This is a genomic window from Thioclava sp. 'Guangxiensis' (genome assembly GCF_045348365.1).
GTDB lineage: Bacteria > Pseudomonadota > Alphaproteobacteria > Rhodobacterales > Rhodobacteraceae > Thioclava > Thioclava kandeliae.
Genome location: NZ_CP155825.1, coordinates 25,257 through 41,829, shown reverse-complemented (window position 1 = coordinate 41,829; position 16,573 = coordinate 25,257). Strand labels below are relative to the sequence as shown.

Sequence of the window (16,573 nt, the reverse complement as noted above, 5' to 3'; positions counted from 1 at the left end):
GCGCCTTGATGAAATCAGCCGACGGTTGGGTCCCGATCAATGGCACGCGCTCGAAAGGCGCTTCGGTTCGAACTGGGTGTCCCGTTCCGTTGTTGACGTCCCTTTGCCATCACCTCACATCGCGCCTCACCAATTCCTTGCCTGCCGTTCTGAGGGCGGCTACTTTGCTACGCCATTGCGGCCCGGTAACTCTCGCCGCTTCTGATCAATGCCCAGATCGTGCGCGCCATGCGGTTGGCCAAGGCAATCGCGACCACCTTCACCGGCTTGCGGTCGAGCATCCGATCGAGCCAGTCAGGCGTGGCATTCTCGGCTGTCCTTCGCCGTCCACGCCGGGCACTGATCCTGGCCATGGCGCCGAGATAGAGTAGCCGTCGCAGATATCGATTACCGGCCTTCGAGATCCTCCCCAGCCGTTCCTTGCCGCCGCTGGCTTGGGCTTTCGGGGTCAGCCCAAGCCAAGCCGCATAATCACGGCCACTGCGGAAGGCGCTTACATCCGGCGTGGTCGCGGCAAACGCGCTTGAGAAGATCGCGCCCACTCCCGGTACTGTCGCCAGTCGACGTGCGAGTGGATCATCGGCCTGCCGCTCTCCAATCCGCGCCGTGATCGCATCGATCCGGGCCTGCGTACCCCGAAGCTGTTCAGCCAACATATCCGCGGCAGCTCTTGCGGCTTCCGGCATGTTTCGCGCGGCAGCGATCAGACGATCAACGTTTTGGATGCCCTTTGCCACCACAATGCCGAACTCGCCTATATGCGCCCGGATCGCGTTGATGATCTGAGTACACTGCCGTACGAGGAAATCCCGCGCCTTATGGTCGAGCAACGCTGCCTGGGTCTGCGCCGATTTCACCGGCACAAATCGCATGGTCGGGCGCGTGACCGCTTCGCATATTGCCTCGGCATCAGCCGCGTCTGTCTTTCCCCGCTTCACATAGGGCTTGACGTAAGCGGGTGGCATCAGCCGAACCTCATGCCCCAATGCGGCAAGCTCACGACCCCAATGATGCGCCCCGGCGCAAGCTTCCATCCCCACAACACACAGTTCAAGCTGCGAGAAGAAAAGCAGCAGTTGTGCCCGCCGCAACTGGCGGCGACAGACAACTTTGCCGGTCGCGTCGACCCCATGAACCTGAAAGACATTCTTGGCCAGATCGAGGCCGATCGTGATAGGCTGTTCCATGGATGGCTCCCTTCGGTGGCTGGAAACATACCCACCCTGGCACATCGCGATGCCGTTTGGTGGGGCCATCCACACCATCAGTGGCGGGCACATGCCTCACCGCCAATCTGGCGAACCGCATCCGCCAGCTTCGCGCCTTGACCCCGCAAGACCTCAACCTGGCGCAGCTTCATGACGATATCTTCCGGCTTCTCGCGTTTGCCTGCCATCTAAGTAGTCCTCCATCATGCGGGATAAACTATCCCAAAAGGTGGAACACTTCAGAGGGGCAAGACCAGTCTACGGCCATGCGATGGCATCGCAGGACAGGCAGCTCATGGAACTGCAGGATTGATCCCATTACGACCTCTACGACCGCGAAGAGCCGGTCGGCTTGGCGTTAGAGGAGCTATGGCTCAATTTGGATGACGCGGCTTGATCAGGCGGCTTCACCCAAATTCAGCCATAGCTCGCAGCATCATTTTCCAAGACACTGATTCAGGCGTCGGTAAGCCTACCGAAATCTCACTAGTATCGTGATCGTCGGGGCGGTGGTCCTGTCCTCGCCATTGGTTCTGGCGAGCAGGGCCAAGCCAGACCTTGGCCCTGCTTAATCATCACTTCCGGCAGATCCAGACTGAATCAACGGGGTCCCAAGTGACGTAACTCGGATAGGCACACAAAGGACGCTCCCGCGACGGCGTGCCGCCGCTCACCGAGCCATAATCAGGCGCGTTCGCGTCTTCGACCCAGGCCATGAGCATCTCGAGGCCTGGGAAGACGTGCGGGCCAGAGCCCGTCCTGTCGTGCCGGACGCCGGTCAGCAGAAATAGGCGTGCAAAGCTCCCAGTTTCCACGCCATAGCGGCTTTGAACAGTCTCGAACCACCGGGTCGTGTCTATGGCCGAGATCCCGCTATCGCCCATGCCATGGACCACCATCAACTTTCCGCCCGCGCCTTTGAACGCGTCGAGATCGGCGGACGCGGCGTCGGTAAACTGTGCGGCGGCGTTCATGGAGATGGGATCAGTATCGAAGTCGAAGCTGTAGACGTCGAAATCCGGATCCGGCGGATCGCGGAAGACATTGTGCATTGAGGTATTCCGGGCCTAGCGGCCATTGTTCGGGAACGCATCCGCATCGCCGATATGCCAGCCCATGAAGTCGGAACCTGCATCATAGGCGAAAGGCGAGTAGAGCTCTTCGCCCGCAGAGTTGAACGGTCCCTCGTGGATCAGAGTGAAGGCGTCGATCTGATCCCGAGAGAGGCAGTCGTCCGTCCCACCGTCGCGGCACATCAGTGTAGAAAGATCGGGCCTGCAGAGCCTCGCACTGTCGACCACACCGTCCTGCAGGCCATCGAGCCCATCGCATTGGGCGGTGATCTCGCGCGTTAGCAGAGCAAAATCGACGGCGTCAAGGAACTGCGTAAAGATCGGCTTCCCATCAGCGTCTTTCGGCGCCCGCTCGGCAAGCACATGCACACTCCAGGCCCCCGCAACATGACCACGGGTCTGCTGTTTGATCGGATTTTGCGCCAAGATGCCATCAAATTGGTTGGGATGCCTGAGCGCGAAAATCAGCCCCTGCCGGCCTCCGTTTGAGTTACCGACGAAATGGGAATAGCGGGGCCAGCTCCCGTAAGCCCTCTGCAGCAGGGCCTTGGACACGGTGGCCGTCAGGTCGATGGCATTGTACCCCCAATCGATCCGCGCCTTCGGCTCTAGGCCGAAGCTGGTGTCCGCACGACTGCCGAGATTATGCCCCGCATCGGTGGACACCACCGCGAAGCCGAGTGTGAGTGCCGGTGGCTGACCGATCGTGTTCACCCCGATCGCAGACTTGACCGAGCCGTCAGTGCCGCCTCCGCCCTGGAAGTAGAACCGCTCGTTCCACGCAACCGGCATGCGCAGCTCGAAGCCGGTAGCGTAGCGCTTGCCGTCGGTACCGACGCGCTCCTCCAGATAGCCCTCCACACGGCAATGATCCGGCAAGGCCGTGTCGTCGATCGTCGCGCCGCTGACGAACTCGGCGACCTCGATGCGCAACTCGGGGTAGGCGAAGTCTGCAAGCATGGCGCAGGTGTCCTCGGTCATTTCGGCCACCGACGCCGACGCCGACGCCGACGCCGACGCCACAGGGGACAGCGCGGTGGCTGCCGTGATCAATGCCGCGGAAAGTGTTCTCATCCTGAAAGGTCTCATCCCGTCTCCTCCTGAAAAGCTCGTGCTGCATGCGATTTATTATGATGCCCGCCCCGACACGGGGACGGGCCTTGGCGCCGCGTCATTCTTTCAGGAGAGAATCCGCCCAATCGGCGATAGCATCTGCGGTCTCGACAGGTTTTGCTGCGGGCAGCGCGTGGCTCGCACCGTCGATCACCTTGACCGTAACGCGCTCCCCGAGCTCGTCGCGTACCTCCATACGAGAACTCTCCGGCCGGAACGGATCTGCCCCTCCCTGAAGGTCAAGAATCGGCGCCGTACCGCCGGCCCAATAATCGTCGCGATCTGCCAACTTACGCGCCGCGCGCTGACTGATGGTAACATCCTGATGCCAGCCTTCGAGCCAGGGTTCCGCGCTCTGCTCGTTGGTGAAGAATGCCAGCAGCAGCCCTTCCATCTTTTGGTCTCGGGTCGATGCCGGATCGTTGATCATGGTGATCGCTTCGGAAAGTTCGGATGGCCAGGACTTTGCCCCCCCTGCGATTAGCGCCAGCCCCGAGACCATGTCCGGATGATCCGATGCGATCGTCTTGGCGATCCATTGGCCATAAGCATGGCCCGCGACGATGGCCGGGCCACCTTCTTGCGCAATCACCGCAGCGAAATCATCTCCGAAATCATGGAAGGACACCTCGGCCATCTTGCCGGTGCTGGCCCCGATGCCGCGCGGTTCTGGCAGGGCGACACGGTAGCCGCGTTCGGCAAGCCGGTCAGCCAATGGCGCAAGCTCGCCGGAGGCACGGCCGGTCGAGGCAATCATCACCACCAACCGCCCTTCGCCACGGACGGAATAGCCGACCTGCGTATCACCGTTCATCGCCGTTTTTTCTTCGACCTGCGCCTGCGCAAGGCACGGCATCGCCAGGGCGAGGGCAAGGCCCATCACCGCAAATGTCATTTTCATGTCTGTTCTCCTCCAAGAGCCCCACTTTATCCGCACCAATATCCGGCATGGGGTAAACCGGAGGCGGGCCTGTTCAGGGCCCGGGGCGCGGCATCTCGAATGTCTTCTCCGTCACCGCGTAATTGAGATAGCCGAGCCGCGAGACCGGACGAATCAGATCCGTGCGGACCCGCCCGTCACGGATGACATGATCGGCAATCTCGATCCCTGTAACCTCACCGAAGACGATATGCGTATCGCAAGGCAGCCCGCTTTTCGGCTCGAGCGATATCACTTGGTTCAGGATACATTCGATGACAACGGCGCTCCGCGCGACGCAGGGCGCATCGATGCTCCGGCACGGGCGCGCAGTCAGGCCGGCAAGCGCGAACTCGTCGACCTCGCCGGGCACCGCAGCCGAGCTGAGCGTCATCGCTTCGGCCAGTTCGGCCCCCACGATATTGATCGCGAAGACACCGGTGTTCTCGATATTCGAGAGACTGTCCTTGCGCGGTGTCGAGGACAGCATCACGAAAGGCGGATGCGTAGCCGCAGCATTGAAGAAACTGTAGGGGCGAGGTTCGGCACGCCGCTGGCGCTACGACTCGAGACCCAGCCGATCGGCCGAGGTGTCACAAGCGCGGTCCAGGGATTGTGCGGCAACCCGTGGTCGCCCTTGCGCGGATCGTAATACATCGTTTTCTCCCTGCGCGATCACAACGTGACTCGGTGTGATCGCATTGGATTTAGCGGCACACGAAGCTCGAGGCGTCATCCTCGGGGCCGTTACCGTCATAGGTCGCGATCGTCGGCCAGGGGCAAAGCGGACGGGTCCGCCCGCCAAGATCCGCGCCGCTCGCGATCAACCGCTCCGGAGCCTCCCCGTCCTCGACCCAAGCCACGATCGCATCAAGCACGTCGAAACTGTCGGTGCCCGGACCACCGCGGCAATGCCCCATGCCCGGAACCGGAAAATAGCGCGCAAAATCGTCGACCCCGCCCATGGCCGCGGTCAGGTCCGTCATGTAACGGGCCGTGTCATCGGACGAGATCGCCGCATCTCCGGTGCCGTGATAGAACAGGATCTTGCCGCCCCGCCCGCGATAGGCTCCGAGATCTGTCGATGTCGCATCGGCAAAGGCAGCCGACGCCTCCATCCGCACAGGATCACTGTCGAAATCGAAGCCGATGATATCGTGGTCTTGCCCCACTGAAGTGGTCCACTTTTAGGGATAGTTTATCCCTTATGATGGAGGACTACTTAGATGGCAGGCAAGCGCGAGAAGCCGGAAGATATCGTCATGAAGCTGCGTCAGGTTGAGGTTTTGCAGGGTCAAGGCGCGAAACTGGCAGATGCGGTGCGCCAGATTGGCGTGAGCCAACAAACCTACTACCGCTGGCGGCGTGAGTTTGGCGGGATGAACCGCGATCAGCTCAAGCGACTGAAGGAACTCGAGAAAGAGAATACGCGGCTTAGACGGGCCGTATCAGATCTGACGCTCGACAAGCTGATCCTGACGGAGGCGGCTCGGGGAAACTATTGAGCCCTTCGCGTCGTCGCCAGTGCATTGACCATGTCCGCATGGCGCTCGGCATCTCCGAACGCCATGCCTGTCGGGCTTTGGGGCAGCACAGATCGACCCAACGCAAGATCCCGCTCGGTCGTCAGGACGAAGCCCTGCTGACCGCTGACATCATTGAACTGGCACGCCAATACGGGCGATATGGCTATCGCCAGATCACTGGCTTGCTGCACCAGGCGGGATGGTGTGTGAACCACAAGCGGGTCGAGCGGATTTGGCGGCGCGAGGGGCTTAAAGTCCCGCAAAAGCAGAAGAAACGCGGGCGGCTCTGGCTGGCAGATGGCTCTTGCGTCCGACTGCGGGCCGAGCGGCCGAACCAGGTCTGGTCTTACGATTTCGTCCAAGACAAGACCGCGGACGGGCGAGCCTACCGCATGCTCAATATCGTCGATGAGTACACCTAGGGCAGGTGCTGGTGATCCGCGTCAAACGCAAGCTGAACTCGGTCGACGTCATCGACGCGCTGACAGATCTGTTCATCCTTCGCGGTCCGCCGGGGTTTATCAGGTTAGATAACGTCCTATGCGCGGAATAATTGGCTGATTTGGCATCAGATCATTGTCATGCTGAAGCGTTCCAGCACGTTTGAATGTGTGTCAGTTCGGCGTTTCGGTCAACAACCTGTCTCTCCCATAACAAACACAGAGTACGCTTTTGCGGCTCTCACCGTCCTTAAGACGAGATCTTCGGGTCGTTGAGCAGAAGGCCTGAACATTATCTACGAGGTCGATTACTCGCCTCTACGGCCCTTACAGAGAAAGGTCCTTCTGCTGTCGATCATCCCTCAAAGAAGGGACGATAGGGTTCGCCGCGTTTGATGATCCCATGTACGGTGCGGGCCATTTTTGCGGCGATTGCGGTATACGCCTTGCGGCGCAAATGGGTGTTCTGCCGATCCTTGGCGATGTAACGCTCGAACTTGTCGCGGAAGCTGTTGGTCCTTTGCATGATGGCCACCTGACCCGCCATCCAAAGTGTCCGTCGTAGCCGGGCATTGCCGTATTTGGAAAGCTTGGTCTGGCCTCGGAATGCGCCGGATTGGATGGTTGCAAGGTCCATTCCACAAAACTTCAGAAATTGGCGGTGATGCTGAAAGCGGCGCAGATCGCCAGCCTCTGCCAGGATGGTCAGGGCATTGATCGGCCCGATCCCCGGGATAGATGTCAGCAGCCGATAGTCGTCGTTGGTCTTGAGCAGTTCAACGGCGCGGTCCTCAATCTCGTTGCGTTGGGCAATCAGGCTACGTCCTTCGCTCAACACCAACCGGAACATCCTCGCGGCATCTGAGTCCGGCGTAATGGGCAAGCCCACCGATGATTTGGCGGTCTGATAAATATCTGCAAGCAAACGTTTTTTTGAGACCTTGCGGCCGACAACCTCCCAGGCATCGGCAATGAATGCCTCTTGGCCCATGGAAGAGATAAAGTGCGGCGAGGGATAACGTTCGAGGAAGGCAAAGAACCAGTCGCTGCGTGTGCTGCGGTGAAAGCGTTCCGCCTCGGGCCAATACAAGGGCAGATAGTGGGTCAAGATGCGATGCCACAGCTCGGTCTTCGAGCGCGAGACGATGTCGTGCGTCTTTGATAACTCCTGAAGGTCATTCGTGCCGCGCAGTATTGGGTCGTGGTAGAATTGCTCGTTCCCGATTTGCATCATATGCAGGATGACCTGCGCGTCCTTTGGATCGTTCTTGTCCCAGCTGTTGCTCAAGGCTTCGCGGGTGCGCGCCAATGCGACCGAAGACACCAGCTTCACGTCGAAACCAGCAGTGCCGAGCCGGTATGCTAAGGCGCGATGGTAATTCCCCGTAGCCTCAAAAGCTGCGCGGACAGGATGGTCATACTCCGAGAGTGCGGCGATCAATCGGTTGAAGTCGTCGAGCTGGTTCAGAACTGTCAAACGGCGACGCCGCTTTCTACCCGGAACAGCAATCAAAACCTCATGGCGGGCCTTTGCGATATCAATCGCCACCAAAACAGGCTCAGCCTGTGCAATAGTCGTATCGGTCATAGTCGGTCTCCCTTGCGGTGTGGTTGTGCAAAACCACTGTAGGGATCTGAGACCCGGCTATGATCACCTGCTGCGCAATTTGGGGGCTGCGCAGGCAATCATAGCCTCTAAATCAACGACATTCCGAAGGTGTTACGGCCCTGAATTCATTGCCACCAAGCTGCGCAACTGGATCGAGGCGGTGGGGGCTAAAACGGCCTATATCGAGCCGGGGTCACCCTGGGAGAACGGGTATGTGGAGAGCTTTAACGCCAGACTTCGTGACGAGCTGCTCGATGGGGAGGTGTTCTATTCGCTTAGAGAAGCCCAGATCCTGATCGAACGCTGGCGCCAGCATTACAACACGCTGCGCCCGCATAGCTCTTTGGGATATCGCCTACCAGCACCAGAAAGCATCGTGCCAGTAGACCAAAGGCCCACGATGCATTAACTTTTAAACCGGACCACTCAAGTGGGGCAGATCACTTCAGGCCGACGAATATGCCGGCTTCAGTCCGCTTTACTTCCCGCGCGAGGACGGCGGCAGCCAGTTCCACAAGGCGGCTTGCTGGGCGTATTTGCATCGCGACTTCCACGATGTCTGGGAAACCACGAAGTCGGAGATCGCGCGGGAGACGCTCGACCGGATCGGCAATATCTACGATGTCGAGCGCGAGATGTCTGGTCAGTCCGCCGAGCTGCGACAGGCCGCGCGCCAGCAGCATTCTCGCCCGATGGTGGTTGCCTTCAAGGCTTGGGCCGAGGCCCAGCTGCTGTGCATTCGGGCAAGGGCGATCTCGCCAAGGCCATCCGTTCCGGCCTCAGCCGCTGGCCATCCTTCGAGCTATTACTCGAAGACTGCCGTGTCAGAATCGACAAGAACCAGGCCGAGCGCGCCATACGCCCGATCGGCATCGGCCGGAAGAATTGGCTCTTCGCGGGCTACGACATCGGTAGCGAAACGCTGGCCAGGGCGATGACACTCATCGAAACCGCCAAGATGAATGGTCTCGATCTGCAGGCTTGACTGGGTAGCCCCTCTCCGTGATCTGCGCGACGGCGTGTCTCTTGAAATCGTCTTTGAACTTGGTGCTGCTCATAATGGCCTCCTTGCCTCAAAATTAGCGAAGAAGGCGTCCACGATACACGGGGCTATTCAAGGTGTCCTCGGGCGGTGATCCAAGTACAGCTTCCCAGTGTCCGTCATATCGACACTTGGGGGCAAAAACCCATCAACGTCCTGATCGGTTGGGCCAGGCTCTGTCGTCTCCAGCACATGTTGGTAATCATTAGCCGCGGCCTGTGCATCGTCTCTGATCTGTGCGGATGTTTCGTTCAGGCAGTTCAGGTAGTGCTCAACCTCGCTGAAGTAGCGTCGAAACTCCGCCCGGACCTCGGCCCCGGAAAACCCTGCATCGAGAAGATGTGCAGCCTCTGGCCTGATAGGTTCGATACACATCTCTTGGGCCGTCCCAGGTGCCGTGATGATCGCCAGCATAGCAGCTGATAAGATGAGCGGTTTCATCGGCGCCTCCCTTTCCGCTCGTTCAGTCCGATCAGGCTTCCCATGATGTTCAAAGACCCTGTCCGTTGCGCCCGCACCATACCACGCAGATAGGCTCCTGCGGAAAAAATGGTGAGCTCCGGATCGGCAACCTTGGCATCGGTAATCAGAACACAAAGCATCGCGGCATCCTCCTCCAGAACGTCCATGGCTTCCCCCCAGGCAGATGGGTGGATGCCCAACTCAGGCAGGCGCTTCTGCGCGGCGATCACGAAGGAATGGAGATCCAGCCTGCCGCGCTTCTGTCGCTCGATGTCGAGCCAAATCTTCATTTCTTCCGAACACAGGCCATACAGACGGTCACAGCCAAGGTTCTGAATGAATTTGGACTTGTGCGCCTCGCTGGCCACCCCATCCTGTCTTTCTAAGCAATGGACGCGGCCGCTAGGCTGCGGCCCAGAAACGGTAGATCGCATGGGCAAGCCCATGCTCAGTGTATCGACAGGGTCGTTACAAGTTACTTCGTTAGAATCTTGAGTTGTATCTTGTATATGAAAGCGCTCGTTTTCGAGCGGTCGATCATGCGTTTCGTGCAGCAAGTTAGACGCGGAAATCGTCAGCGCTTCGGCTTCAGCCTCGTGGTTCTGAAGCTCTACGAGCGACATCCGATGAAGCGCCTTGCCTGACGGCCACTCCGCAAACGTCTGGTGGATGCGCTCGACCGCTGCTGTCAGCCCATGACGCTCGGCCAGCTCGCACAGAATACCTTTCAGGTGCCGCTTGTGCGAGCTGCGCTGCCCTCGCAGGCGGGCATGAGCCCTGCGATCGGCCTCGATTTCGTCGCGCAGAGACAGGAACTCTTCGACGCGCGCGATCGCCACGCCGAAGTAGACGCCGCAACCGGAGAAGCCGGACCGCGCCCCATTTGCCATTGTCCGCTTCTCGATGAGCCCCGCGCGGACAAGCGCCGCCTCGTGTTGCCGGATACGACAGGCCGTGACGCCACGTTTGTGCGCGATCTCGTTCTGACTGAGGTAACAGCAGGGTTCATCTACGCCGCACTTGAACGCGCTCGGCCTGGTCGACGCGATCATGGTACGAAAGGTCATCATCGCCGCAGCACCGATGGCAAGGCTGGATGCAACCGCATCGACAAGAGCGACGAAGCCGTCGCGCTCCATGCCGCACGGAAGTGTTGGTTTGACGGCCTCGCACCGTGGGACAGGCAAAGATTGGGGTACATGCATCTATTCGTTCCTCGTTCGTCTGAAGCGAGGCGGCGACAGGCAAACATCGACAGATCGCACAGATGCGTTTCGACTTGCCTGCAAGGTTGGGAAGCTGATAGGCTAAACCATGGTTACGGATGATGACGGGCTTGCCGGCCCTAAGTCCATCAGCCCCCGCGGAAGGTTGCCGCCTTCGCGGGGGTTTTACTTTCGGAAGTACGTCTGCTCCTCTTCGTCACGGCCTTCGTGGCCGCGTTCCTGTGCCCTCGTCGTACTTGGCATCAGCGATGCCGGCACTTGCAGTGATCAGTAATCCACCTGCTCGAAGCCATAGTTTCCCTGGTAGTCGGTCCAATCGATGAACACCGCCCTCCGGTAGAGGTTGGGGCAACCCTTGCCCCAACCGGTGAGACCTTCAAACGCGTCCGGCAGTGACGTCACCGAACTATCGGACCAGCGGAAATCGCCTTGCACGCCATAGGTGCCGAGGCGGACCTTTTCGCTCTGGCGGCAGTCGCCATCGTCTCCGCCAGCGTGACGTTGGCGCGCGAATTCAACATTGTAGACACGGATGGAGCGGACGAAGTCATATTCAGCCCCGCTTATGTCTACATCGGCCACGCCGTTGACAGCGACATAATGCGCGATCAGAGCCAGCATCTCATCCTTCTTGGTCGTCGCAAGCGGCACCCCTTCCAAGACGGCGGGAAATGATTGCGGAGCCGAAGGCCCGGACGTGCCGGCAGCATCACGCAGGAGCGGCATCGCGCTCTTGCCCCAAGGAACGGGGTAAGTCACACCCAAGGGACAATTCCAGATCTGCAGGGGAGGCTCTACCGGCCAGGGCGTGATCCTGCTGATAAAAACGGATCGTGCCGCGTTGCACTCGACATTGTCGGGCCAGCCTCCAGTCAGACAGATCAGTATCGCACAGTCGACCTGATAGGCTTGCGCAGTAGGCGGAGCCGCTAAAAGCAGCCCCCCACAAGTTAAAGCCGTCACAGCGCAACGCCTCATCGCATGTCCAGATAATAACAAGGCTCCGCCCTCTCGTTCTTTCCTTACAGCATATCTCTGCCGACACACTGCTCCCGATATGGCCATCGTGGGATGATCCTCTTAAACAGCGGCCCGGAAGATAGCGCCAAATTCTCAAAGCAAGCACCTATTGTCAAATAGCGTTTTTCGCCAGAAAGTGCTTTTTTAAAAAAAGCGCTTTAAAGTTGAAGCGGGACATGTTTCAAGGCTACCCAGCACCTGTCCAGCAATTCCCAACGACAGGTGTCAGCCAATGTGGAAACCACGCGTGATTACGACTGATGCAGTGCAAAACTTCCTCGAGAAGGGTGGAAAGCTCGACTACCGCCCCGTTCACACTCCTAAAGGATGGAACTGGGAACTCTGGGCAGTTCAGACGAACGGCGCGGCCAGCCCGGTCATTTCCTCAAAGACTGGCGAAGCCCGCGTCTTCAAGTCCTCCGACGCGCTGGTCAGCTTCCACATGCGTATTTACCCTGAAGCAGAAGGCGTCTGGGTGCCTGCCCCGAAAGCTGGACCCGGCGAAGACACCGAGTGATCGCCTCGGCGCTCTGCGCTGGCTGATCCTCCGATCGCTCCGCAGTTCCTTCCTCTCGATCCTTTCCGCATTCACCGTCGGCTCACAGGGCCTCGCGCAGGCTGAGCCCATGAATGCCACCGCGTTCCGGGCCGTCGCTGAAAATTGCGCGCCCGGTGTCGCCCCCTCCATCATGGAAAAGCTCGTCGCCGCCGAGAGTGGCTTCAACCCGTTCGCCATCGGCGTGAACGGCCCGGATCGCGCGTCCTATGCGCCGCGCTCCGCCAAAGAGGCAGCGCAGATCGCTGCCCGCCTGATCGCCGAGGGCAAGTCCATCGACATGGGCCTCGGGCAGATCAACAGTGCCAACCTGTCCTGGCTCGGGCTGACGCCTGCCACGGTGTTCGACGCCTGCCGCAATCTGACGGCGGCGGAAACCGTGCTGCGGGACGGTTATGACCGGGCGCGCGATGCCGGAGCAGACCGGACGCAGGCCCTGCACCAGGCACTTTCTTCCTACAACACCGGCTCTTTCACGCGTGGTTTCCACAACGGCTATGTGGCCCGCGTGCTGGGAGAGGGGTCCGTGACCGCCCCCTCGAAAGAAAAGCGGTCGCCCTCCCTGAGTGACGACAAGGACAGCGCGAAACGATGGGACGTGTTCGGCGCGGCCACCGGATCGAACGCCTTGGTTTTCCAATAGAAGGACACACCCATGAAGACCTTTTTGACCCGCTACCGGAGCATCGGCGCCCCGATGTTTCTGGCTGCGGTCCTGACCGCAGCGGCGCAGCCCGCCGCTGCCGCAGGCTTCACCGACTTCCTGAACAACATCCTCGACGAGTTCGAAAGCGCCAAACAGCCCATTGCCCTGATCGCACTCATGTTCATCGGCGCCGGCTGGCTCTTCAACTTCGTTGACCTGCGCCGTGCCGCATGGGCCGTCGGCGGCGTTGTCCTGATCTACGCCTCCTCCGAGGTACTGAGCATGATCACCGGCTGACCGGCAGGGAGGGCCCAGAATGAACAATGCAATGGAAAAGGTGAAGATGAACGAGGACGTGCTGTTCCTCGCCCTCACGCGCCCGGCGATGATCTTCGGCATCCCCGTTGAAGCCTTCGCCATGTGCTGCGGCATTAGCGGACTGGCGATGATCGCCGCGGACTCGATCTTCTACCTGCCCATTGCGCTCCCCCTGCTCGGGGTCTCTCGCCTGATCGTCGAGCGCGATCAGAACGCTTTCCAAATCCTGTTTCGCTGGCTGGACACAAATGCCCGGTGCCGGAACCGGAGCCTCTGGGGGGGATCATCGACATCCCCCCTGCGTCTGCGCCGCCGCTACAAGACCGAGGAGATCGACTGATGGGCCTGACGGGCAAGATCAAGACGGAGAACACGGCGGACCGCTACCTTCCCTTCATCCGCCATTCGGACGCGCACACGATCATCACGCGCAACCGGGGTGCCTTCCAGATGCTGAAGCTTGAGGGCGTCTCCTTCCGCACGGCGGATATCCAGCTTATCAACACGCTGCACAACCAGCTCAGCCATGCCCTGCGCAACATCGCCGACGACACCGTCATGACCTATGTCCATGTGGTCCGGGCCACCGATGACGACTATCCGTCCGGCACATTTGTCACCGACCTCGCCCGCTGGATCGACGAAAGCTATCGCAGCCGGATCGAGGCAAAGCGCCTGTTCCGGAACGATCTGTATCTGACCGTCTACATGCAACCCCGCAGCCTGCCCGGCGGTCGGTTGGCGAAAGGCGTCCGTCGTGCCCGCGCCAGCCAGATCGAGGTGGACCAGGATCTTCTGGACGATCTCGACGACAAGACCACGCAGCTGACCCGCAGCCTCAGCCGCTTCCGGCCCCGGAAGCTTTCGATCATCCGGGACCACCGCGACCTGCTGATCTCCGAGCCTGCCAGTGTCCTGAAGCAATTGATCTCTGGCCGGTATCAGCCGGTCCCGCTGGTTCACGGGACCATCGGCAACGCGATCTACACCGACCGAGTGATCTTCGGGCGGGAGGCGCTGGAAATCCGCCATGCCGCCGCCAGCACCTATGGCGCGATGTTCGGCATCAAGGAATACCACGCGCGCACGCGCCCGAACATGTTCGACAACTTGCTGACGGCCCCCTTCCGCTTCGTCCTGACGCAGTCCTTCCGCTGCACCGCGAAGAACGAAGCCATGCGCCAGATGACCCTCAAGGAAGGGCGGCTGCGCAACGCGAATGACCCCGCCGTGTCCCAGGCGGACGGGCTGCGCGACGCCCGCGACGACCTGATGTCGGGCGAGTTCGTGATGGGCGAGCATAACCTGTCGCTGACCGTCCTGACCGATGACGCGAAGGAGCTGAAAGCCCGCGCCGCCGATGCGCATAATCTCTTGTCGGAATCCGGGGCTGTCGTCGCTCGCGAAGACATGGGGCTTGAGCCGCAATTCTGGGCGCAGCTTCCCGGCAATCACGCGCATCGGGCGCGGGTCGCGATGGTGACCAGCCGCAACTACACGGCCATGTCGCCGCTGCACAATTACCCGACCGGCCACCGGTACGGCAACGAATGGGGCGATGCGGTCAGCAAGCTCCAGACCAGCGCCGGAAGCCCCTTCTACTTCAACTTCCATATCGGCGATCTGGGCCACACCTTCATCTGCGGCCCCTCCGGCTCCGGCAAGACGGTGGTGCAGACCTTCCTGCTGTCGCAGCTGGAAAAATTCGGGGCCAAGCGCGTGCTCTTCGATAAGGATTACGGGGCCGAGATCTTCGTCCGCGCCTCGGGCGGCTCCTATCTCGATTTCCAGCCCGGTCGCCCGACCGGCTGCGCCCCTTTCATGGCAATCGGTCTTGATGCGGACGGCCAGGCCTTCATGGTCGATCTGGTCAAATCCATGCTGGGCGGCGAGCGCGCCACCTTCTCGGCCGAGGACATCCGGCGGATCGAGATGGCCGTCACGGGCCTGTCCAACCTGCCGCGCACTGGCCGTACCGTCTCTGCCCTACGCGAATTGCTGGGGTTCGGCGGCGGCGCGGAAGACATCGGCAACCAGCTGGATCGCTGGCTCAGCAACGAACGGCTCGGCTGGGTCTTCGACAATCCCGAAGACACCATCGCCTTCGATGCCGACCTGGTGGGCTTCGACATCACGGCGTTCCTCGACGATCCGGAAATCCGCAACCCGATCATGATGTATCTCATGCGCCGGGTCGAAAACCTGATTACCGGCCAACGCATCGCGATCTTCATCGACGAGTTCTGGAAGGCTCTGTCCGACCCCTACTTCTCGGACTTCGTGAAGAACAAGCTGAAGGTCATCCGCAAGCAGAACGGCATCATCGTAGCCGGGACGCAGTCGGCCTCCGACGTGGTGAACAGCCCCATTGCCCGCACGATCATCGAACAATGCGCGAGCCAGATCTTCTTCGGCTCCGACCGCGCCAGCCGCAAGGACCTGGTCGACGAGTTCGGCCTGTCCGAGCGCGAGTTTCAGATCGTCCGCGACGAGCTGCCCCTCGGCCATTTCCTGATCAAGCAGGCACAGAACTCGGTGGTCTGCGACCTCGACCTATCCGGCCTCGATCACGTGCTGACCGTCCTGTCGGGCCGCACCGCCACCAACGCCATCATGCACGCGCTGATGCAGGACCACCCGGCCCCGAAAGACTGGCTCCCCCGCCTGTTCCAGAAAAGGAAGGACCTCCGATGACAAGGCTTCTCGTGTCAGCCGCTGCGCTGGCGATCTCCCTCTCGACCGCAGCCCATGCCCAAGGCGTGCCCGTGGTCGACACGGCTGCTATCACCAATGCCAAGGCCGAGTTCGTCAAGGAAATCGCCCAGATGGTCGAAGAACTGGAACAGGCCAAGGCGCTCTATGCCTCGATCAACGGCCTGACGGACATGGATTCCATCGTCAGCGCCCTGAACTCACCCGATGTCCGCGAACTTCTCGGGCCAGATGCCATGCAGATTGCCAGCGATTTCGACATCGATCTCGATGACCTGGGTGATCTGGCAGGCAAGGCGCAGGACGCAGCCGACTTCTCCGCGCTGGAGGGGGCCAATATCGACGCCGATGATTTCTACCAGAGCGAACTGGACCGCATCCGCAACCAGTCGGCCCGCGACACCGCTGTCGGGGATCGGATCGTGTCGCTGTCCGATGATCGGCTGGCAGGGCTAGAGCAACTGCGCAGCAAAATCGGCTCCGTCTCCACCCAGAAGGAGGTCGATGCCCTGAACGCCCGGATCGCGGTGGAACAGGCCATGCTCCAGAACGACACCAACCGCATTCAGGGCCTCGCCATGCTCCAGCAGGCCCAGGCGAAAGTCGAAGAACAGCGACAGACCGAAGTCGCCGCACAGCGCCGTGCCAAGGAAAGCGCGGCCTTCACTAGCATCTACGGCGACGACCGCTTCTGAGGAGATAC

At 60.5% G+C, this 16,573-nt stretch carries 14 protein-coding genes and 5 pseudogenes; 9 read left to right on the top strand and 10 right to left on the bottom strand.

Annotation, left to right across the window (positions count from 1 at the left end; translation table 11 throughout):
- Positions 1 to 167 precede the first annotated feature (167 nt).
- The 6 genes and pseudogenes from ABEB22_RS20370 to ABEB22_RS20345 all read right to left on the bottom strand — a co-directional run bounded on the left by ABEB22_RS20370 (position 168) and on the right by ABEB22_RS20345 (position 5,485).
- Complete coding sequence (locus ABEB22_RS20370; protein WP_349294826.1) at positions 168 to 1,187, bottom strand: IS110 family transposase; 1,020 nt, start codon at positions 1,185 to 1,187, stop codon at positions 168 to 170.
- 77 nt (positions 1,188 to 1,264) lie between these two features.
- Positions 1,265 to 1,396 carry a hypothetical protein gene (locus tag ABEB22_RS20365; RefSeq protein ID WP_349294839.1) on the bottom strand — a complete coding sequence of 44 codons (132 nt, stop codon included), beginning with the start codon at positions 1,394 to 1,396 and terminating at the stop codon, positions 1,265 to 1,267.
- Between the two features lie 387 nt (positions 1,397 to 1,783).
- Positions 1,784 to 3,241, bottom strand: a pseudogene (locus ABEB22_RS20360) (tannase/feruloyl esterase family alpha/beta hydrolase).
- Positions 3,242 to 3,452: 211 nt separating this feature from the next.
- Entirely contained in the window at positions 3,453 to 4,289 is an 837-nt protein-coding gene (locus ABEB22_RS20355; RefSeq protein ID WP_406871230.1) for an alpha/beta fold hydrolase, read from the bottom strand.
- Between the two features lie 79 nt (positions 4,290 to 4,368).
- Positions 4,369 to 4,803 (bottom strand): flavin reductase family protein, encoded by a 435-nt coding sequence (locus ABEB22_RS20350; RefSeq protein WP_349294790.1) that lies wholly within the window; start codon positions 4,801 to 4,803, stop codon positions 4,369 to 4,371.
- A 217-nt stretch (positions 4,804 to 5,020) separates the two neighbouring features.
- Positions 5,021 to 5,485 carry a tannase/feruloyl esterase family alpha/beta hydrolase gene (locus ABEB22_RS20345; protein ID WP_349294789.1) on the bottom strand — a complete coding sequence of 155 codons (465 nt, stop codon included), beginning with the start codon at positions 5,483 to 5,485 and terminating at the stop codon, positions 5,021 to 5,023.
- 54 nt (positions 5,486 to 5,539) lie between these two features.
- Here ABEB22_RS20345 and ABEB22_RS20340 point away from each other — a divergent pair.
- Positions 5,540 to 6,374, top strand: a pseudogene (locus tag ABEB22_RS20340) (IS3 family transposase); the annotation flags it as partial.
- 213 nt (positions 6,375 to 6,587) lie between these two features.
- Here ABEB22_RS20340 and ABEB22_RS20335 read toward each other — a convergent pair.
- Positions 6,588 to 7,867 (bottom strand): annotated as a pseudogene (locus ABEB22_RS20335) (IS110 family transposase).
- A gap of 136 nt (positions 7,868 to 8,003) precedes the next feature.
- Here ABEB22_RS20335 and ABEB22_RS20330 point away from each other — a divergent pair.
- Together ABEB22_RS20330 and ABEB22_RS20325 are read left to right on the top strand one after the other, a co-directional pair.
- Positions 8,004 to 8,297, top strand: a pseudogene (locus ABEB22_RS20330) (transposase); the annotation flags it as partial.
- A gap of 34 nt (positions 8,298 to 8,331) precedes the next feature.
- A pseudogene (locus ABEB22_RS20325) lies at positions 8,332 to 8,870 on the top strand (transposase); the annotation flags it as partial.
- A 132-nt stretch (positions 8,871 to 9,002) separates the two neighbouring features.
- Here the strand turns inward: ABEB22_RS20325 and ABEB22_RS20320 are convergent.
- From ABEB22_RS20320 to ABEB22_RS20310, 3 genes are all read right to left on the bottom strand, one after another.
- Entirely contained in the window at positions 9,003 to 9,371 is a 369-nt protein-coding gene (locus tag ABEB22_RS20320; protein ID WP_349294788.1) for a hypothetical protein, read from the bottom strand.
- Positions 9,368 to 10,597, bottom strand: a complete 1,230-nt coding sequence (repC, locus tag ABEB22_RS20315; RefSeq protein ID WP_406871229.1) for a replication initiation protein RepC — start codon at positions 10,595 to 10,597, stop codon at positions 9,368 to 9,370. Before repC ends, ABEB22_RS20320 begins: the two co-directional genes overlap by 4 nt.
- A gap of 288 nt (positions 10,598 to 10,885) precedes the next feature.
- Positions 10,886 to 11,383 (bottom strand): hypothetical protein, encoded by a 498-nt coding sequence (locus ABEB22_RS20310; RefSeq protein WP_406871228.1) that lies wholly within the window; start codon positions 11,381 to 11,383, stop codon positions 10,886 to 10,888.
- Positions 11,384 to 11,870: 487 nt separating this feature from the next.
- On the opposite strand from ABEB22_RS20310, the gene ABEB22_RS20305 reads away from it, so the two are divergent.
- The 6 genes from ABEB22_RS20305 (at position 11,871) to ABEB22_RS20280 (ending at position 16,565) form a co-directional block, all read left to right on the top strand.
- Entirely contained in the window at positions 11,871 to 12,155 is a 285-nt protein-coding gene (locus tag ABEB22_RS20305; RefSeq protein ID WP_349294785.1) for a hypothetical protein, read from the top strand.
- Positions 12,156 to 12,264: 109 nt separating this feature from the next.
- Positions 12,265 to 12,837: a lytic transglycosylase domain-containing protein gene (locus tag ABEB22_RS20300; protein WP_349294784.1), complete on the top strand. Its 573-nt coding sequence runs from the start codon at positions 12,265 to 12,267 to the stop codon at positions 12,835 to 12,837.
- Positions 12,838 to 12,849: 12 nt separating this feature from the next.
- On the top strand, positions 12,850 to 13,137 hold the full coding sequence (locus ABEB22_RS20295; protein ID WP_066013901.1) for a TrbC/VirB2 family protein: 288 nt from the start codon (positions 12,850 to 12,852) through the stop codon (positions 13,135 to 13,137).
- 19 nt (positions 13,138 to 13,156) lie between these two features.
- Positions 13,157 to 13,498, top strand: coding sequence for a type IV secretion system protein VirB3 (locus ABEB22_RS20290; RefSeq protein WP_349294783.1), 342 nt, complete (start codon positions 13,157 to 13,159; stop codon positions 13,496 to 13,498).
- Complete coding sequence (locus tag ABEB22_RS20285; protein ID WP_349294782.1) at positions 13,498 to 15,852, top strand: VirB4 family type IV secretion/conjugal transfer ATPase; 2,355 nt, start codon at positions 13,498 to 13,500, stop codon at positions 15,850 to 15,852. Before ABEB22_RS20290 ends, ABEB22_RS20285 begins: the two co-directional genes overlap by 1 nt.
- A complete protein-coding gene (locus tag ABEB22_RS20280; protein WP_349294781.1) occupies positions 15,849 to 16,565 on the top strand; it encodes a type IV secretion system protein in 717 nt (238 codons plus the stop codon). Before ABEB22_RS20285 ends, ABEB22_RS20280 begins: the two co-directional genes overlap by 4 nt.
- Positions 16,566 to 16,573 lie beyond the last annotated feature (8 nt).

What these genes read in the sequence shown, in the direction of transcription:
- ABEB22_RS20370 (WP_349294826.1), bottom strand. Translation starts at nt 1,187, where the DNA reads ATGGAACAGCCTATCACGATCGGCCTCGATCTGGCCAAGAATGTCTTT.
- ABEB22_RS20290 (WP_349294783.1), top strand. Translation starts at nt 13,157, where the DNA reads ATGAACAATGCAATGGAAAAGGTGAAGATGAACGAGGACGTGCTGTTC.
- ABEB22_RS20365 (WP_349294839.1), bottom strand. Translation starts at nt 1,396, where the DNA reads ATGGCAGGCAAACGCGAGAAGCCGGAAGATATCGTCATGAAGCTGCGC.
- ABEB22_RS20320 (WP_349294788.1), bottom strand. Translation starts at nt 9,371, where the DNA reads ATGAAACCGCTCATCTTATCAGCTGCTATGCTGGCGATCATCACGGCA.
- ABEB22_RS20285 (WP_349294782.1), top strand. Translation starts at nt 13,498, where the DNA reads ATGGGCCTGACGGGCAAGATCAAGACGGAGAACACGGCGGACCGCTAC.
- ABEB22_RS20305 (WP_349294785.1), top strand. Translation starts at nt 11,871, where the DNA reads ATGTGGAAACCACGCGTGATTACGACTGATGCAGTGCAAAACTTCCTC.
- repC (WP_406871229.1), bottom strand. Translation starts at nt 10,597, where the DNA reads ATGCATGTACCCCAATCTTTGCCTGTCCCACGGTGCGAGGCCGTCAAA.
- ABEB22_RS20280 (WP_349294781.1), top strand. Translation starts at nt 15,849, where the DNA reads ATGACAAGGCTTCTCGTGTCAGCCGCTGCGCTGGCGATCTCCCTCTCG.
- ABEB22_RS20300 (WP_349294784.1), top strand. Translation starts at nt 12,265, where the DNA reads ATGAATGCCACCGCGTTCCGGGCCGTCGCTGAAAATTGCGCGCCCGGT.
- ABEB22_RS20295 (WP_066013901.1), top strand. Translation starts at nt 12,850, where the DNA reads ATGAAGACCTTTTTGACCCGCTACCGGAGCATCGGCGCCCCGATGTTT.
- ABEB22_RS20355 (WP_406871230.1), bottom strand. Translation starts at nt 4,289, where the DNA reads ATGACATTTGCGGTGATGGGCCTTGCCCTCGCCCTGGCGATGCCGTGC.
- ABEB22_RS20350 (WP_349294790.1), bottom strand. Translation starts at nt 4,803, where the DNA reads ATGCTGTCCTCGACACCGCGCAAGGACAGTCTCTCGAATATCGAGAAC.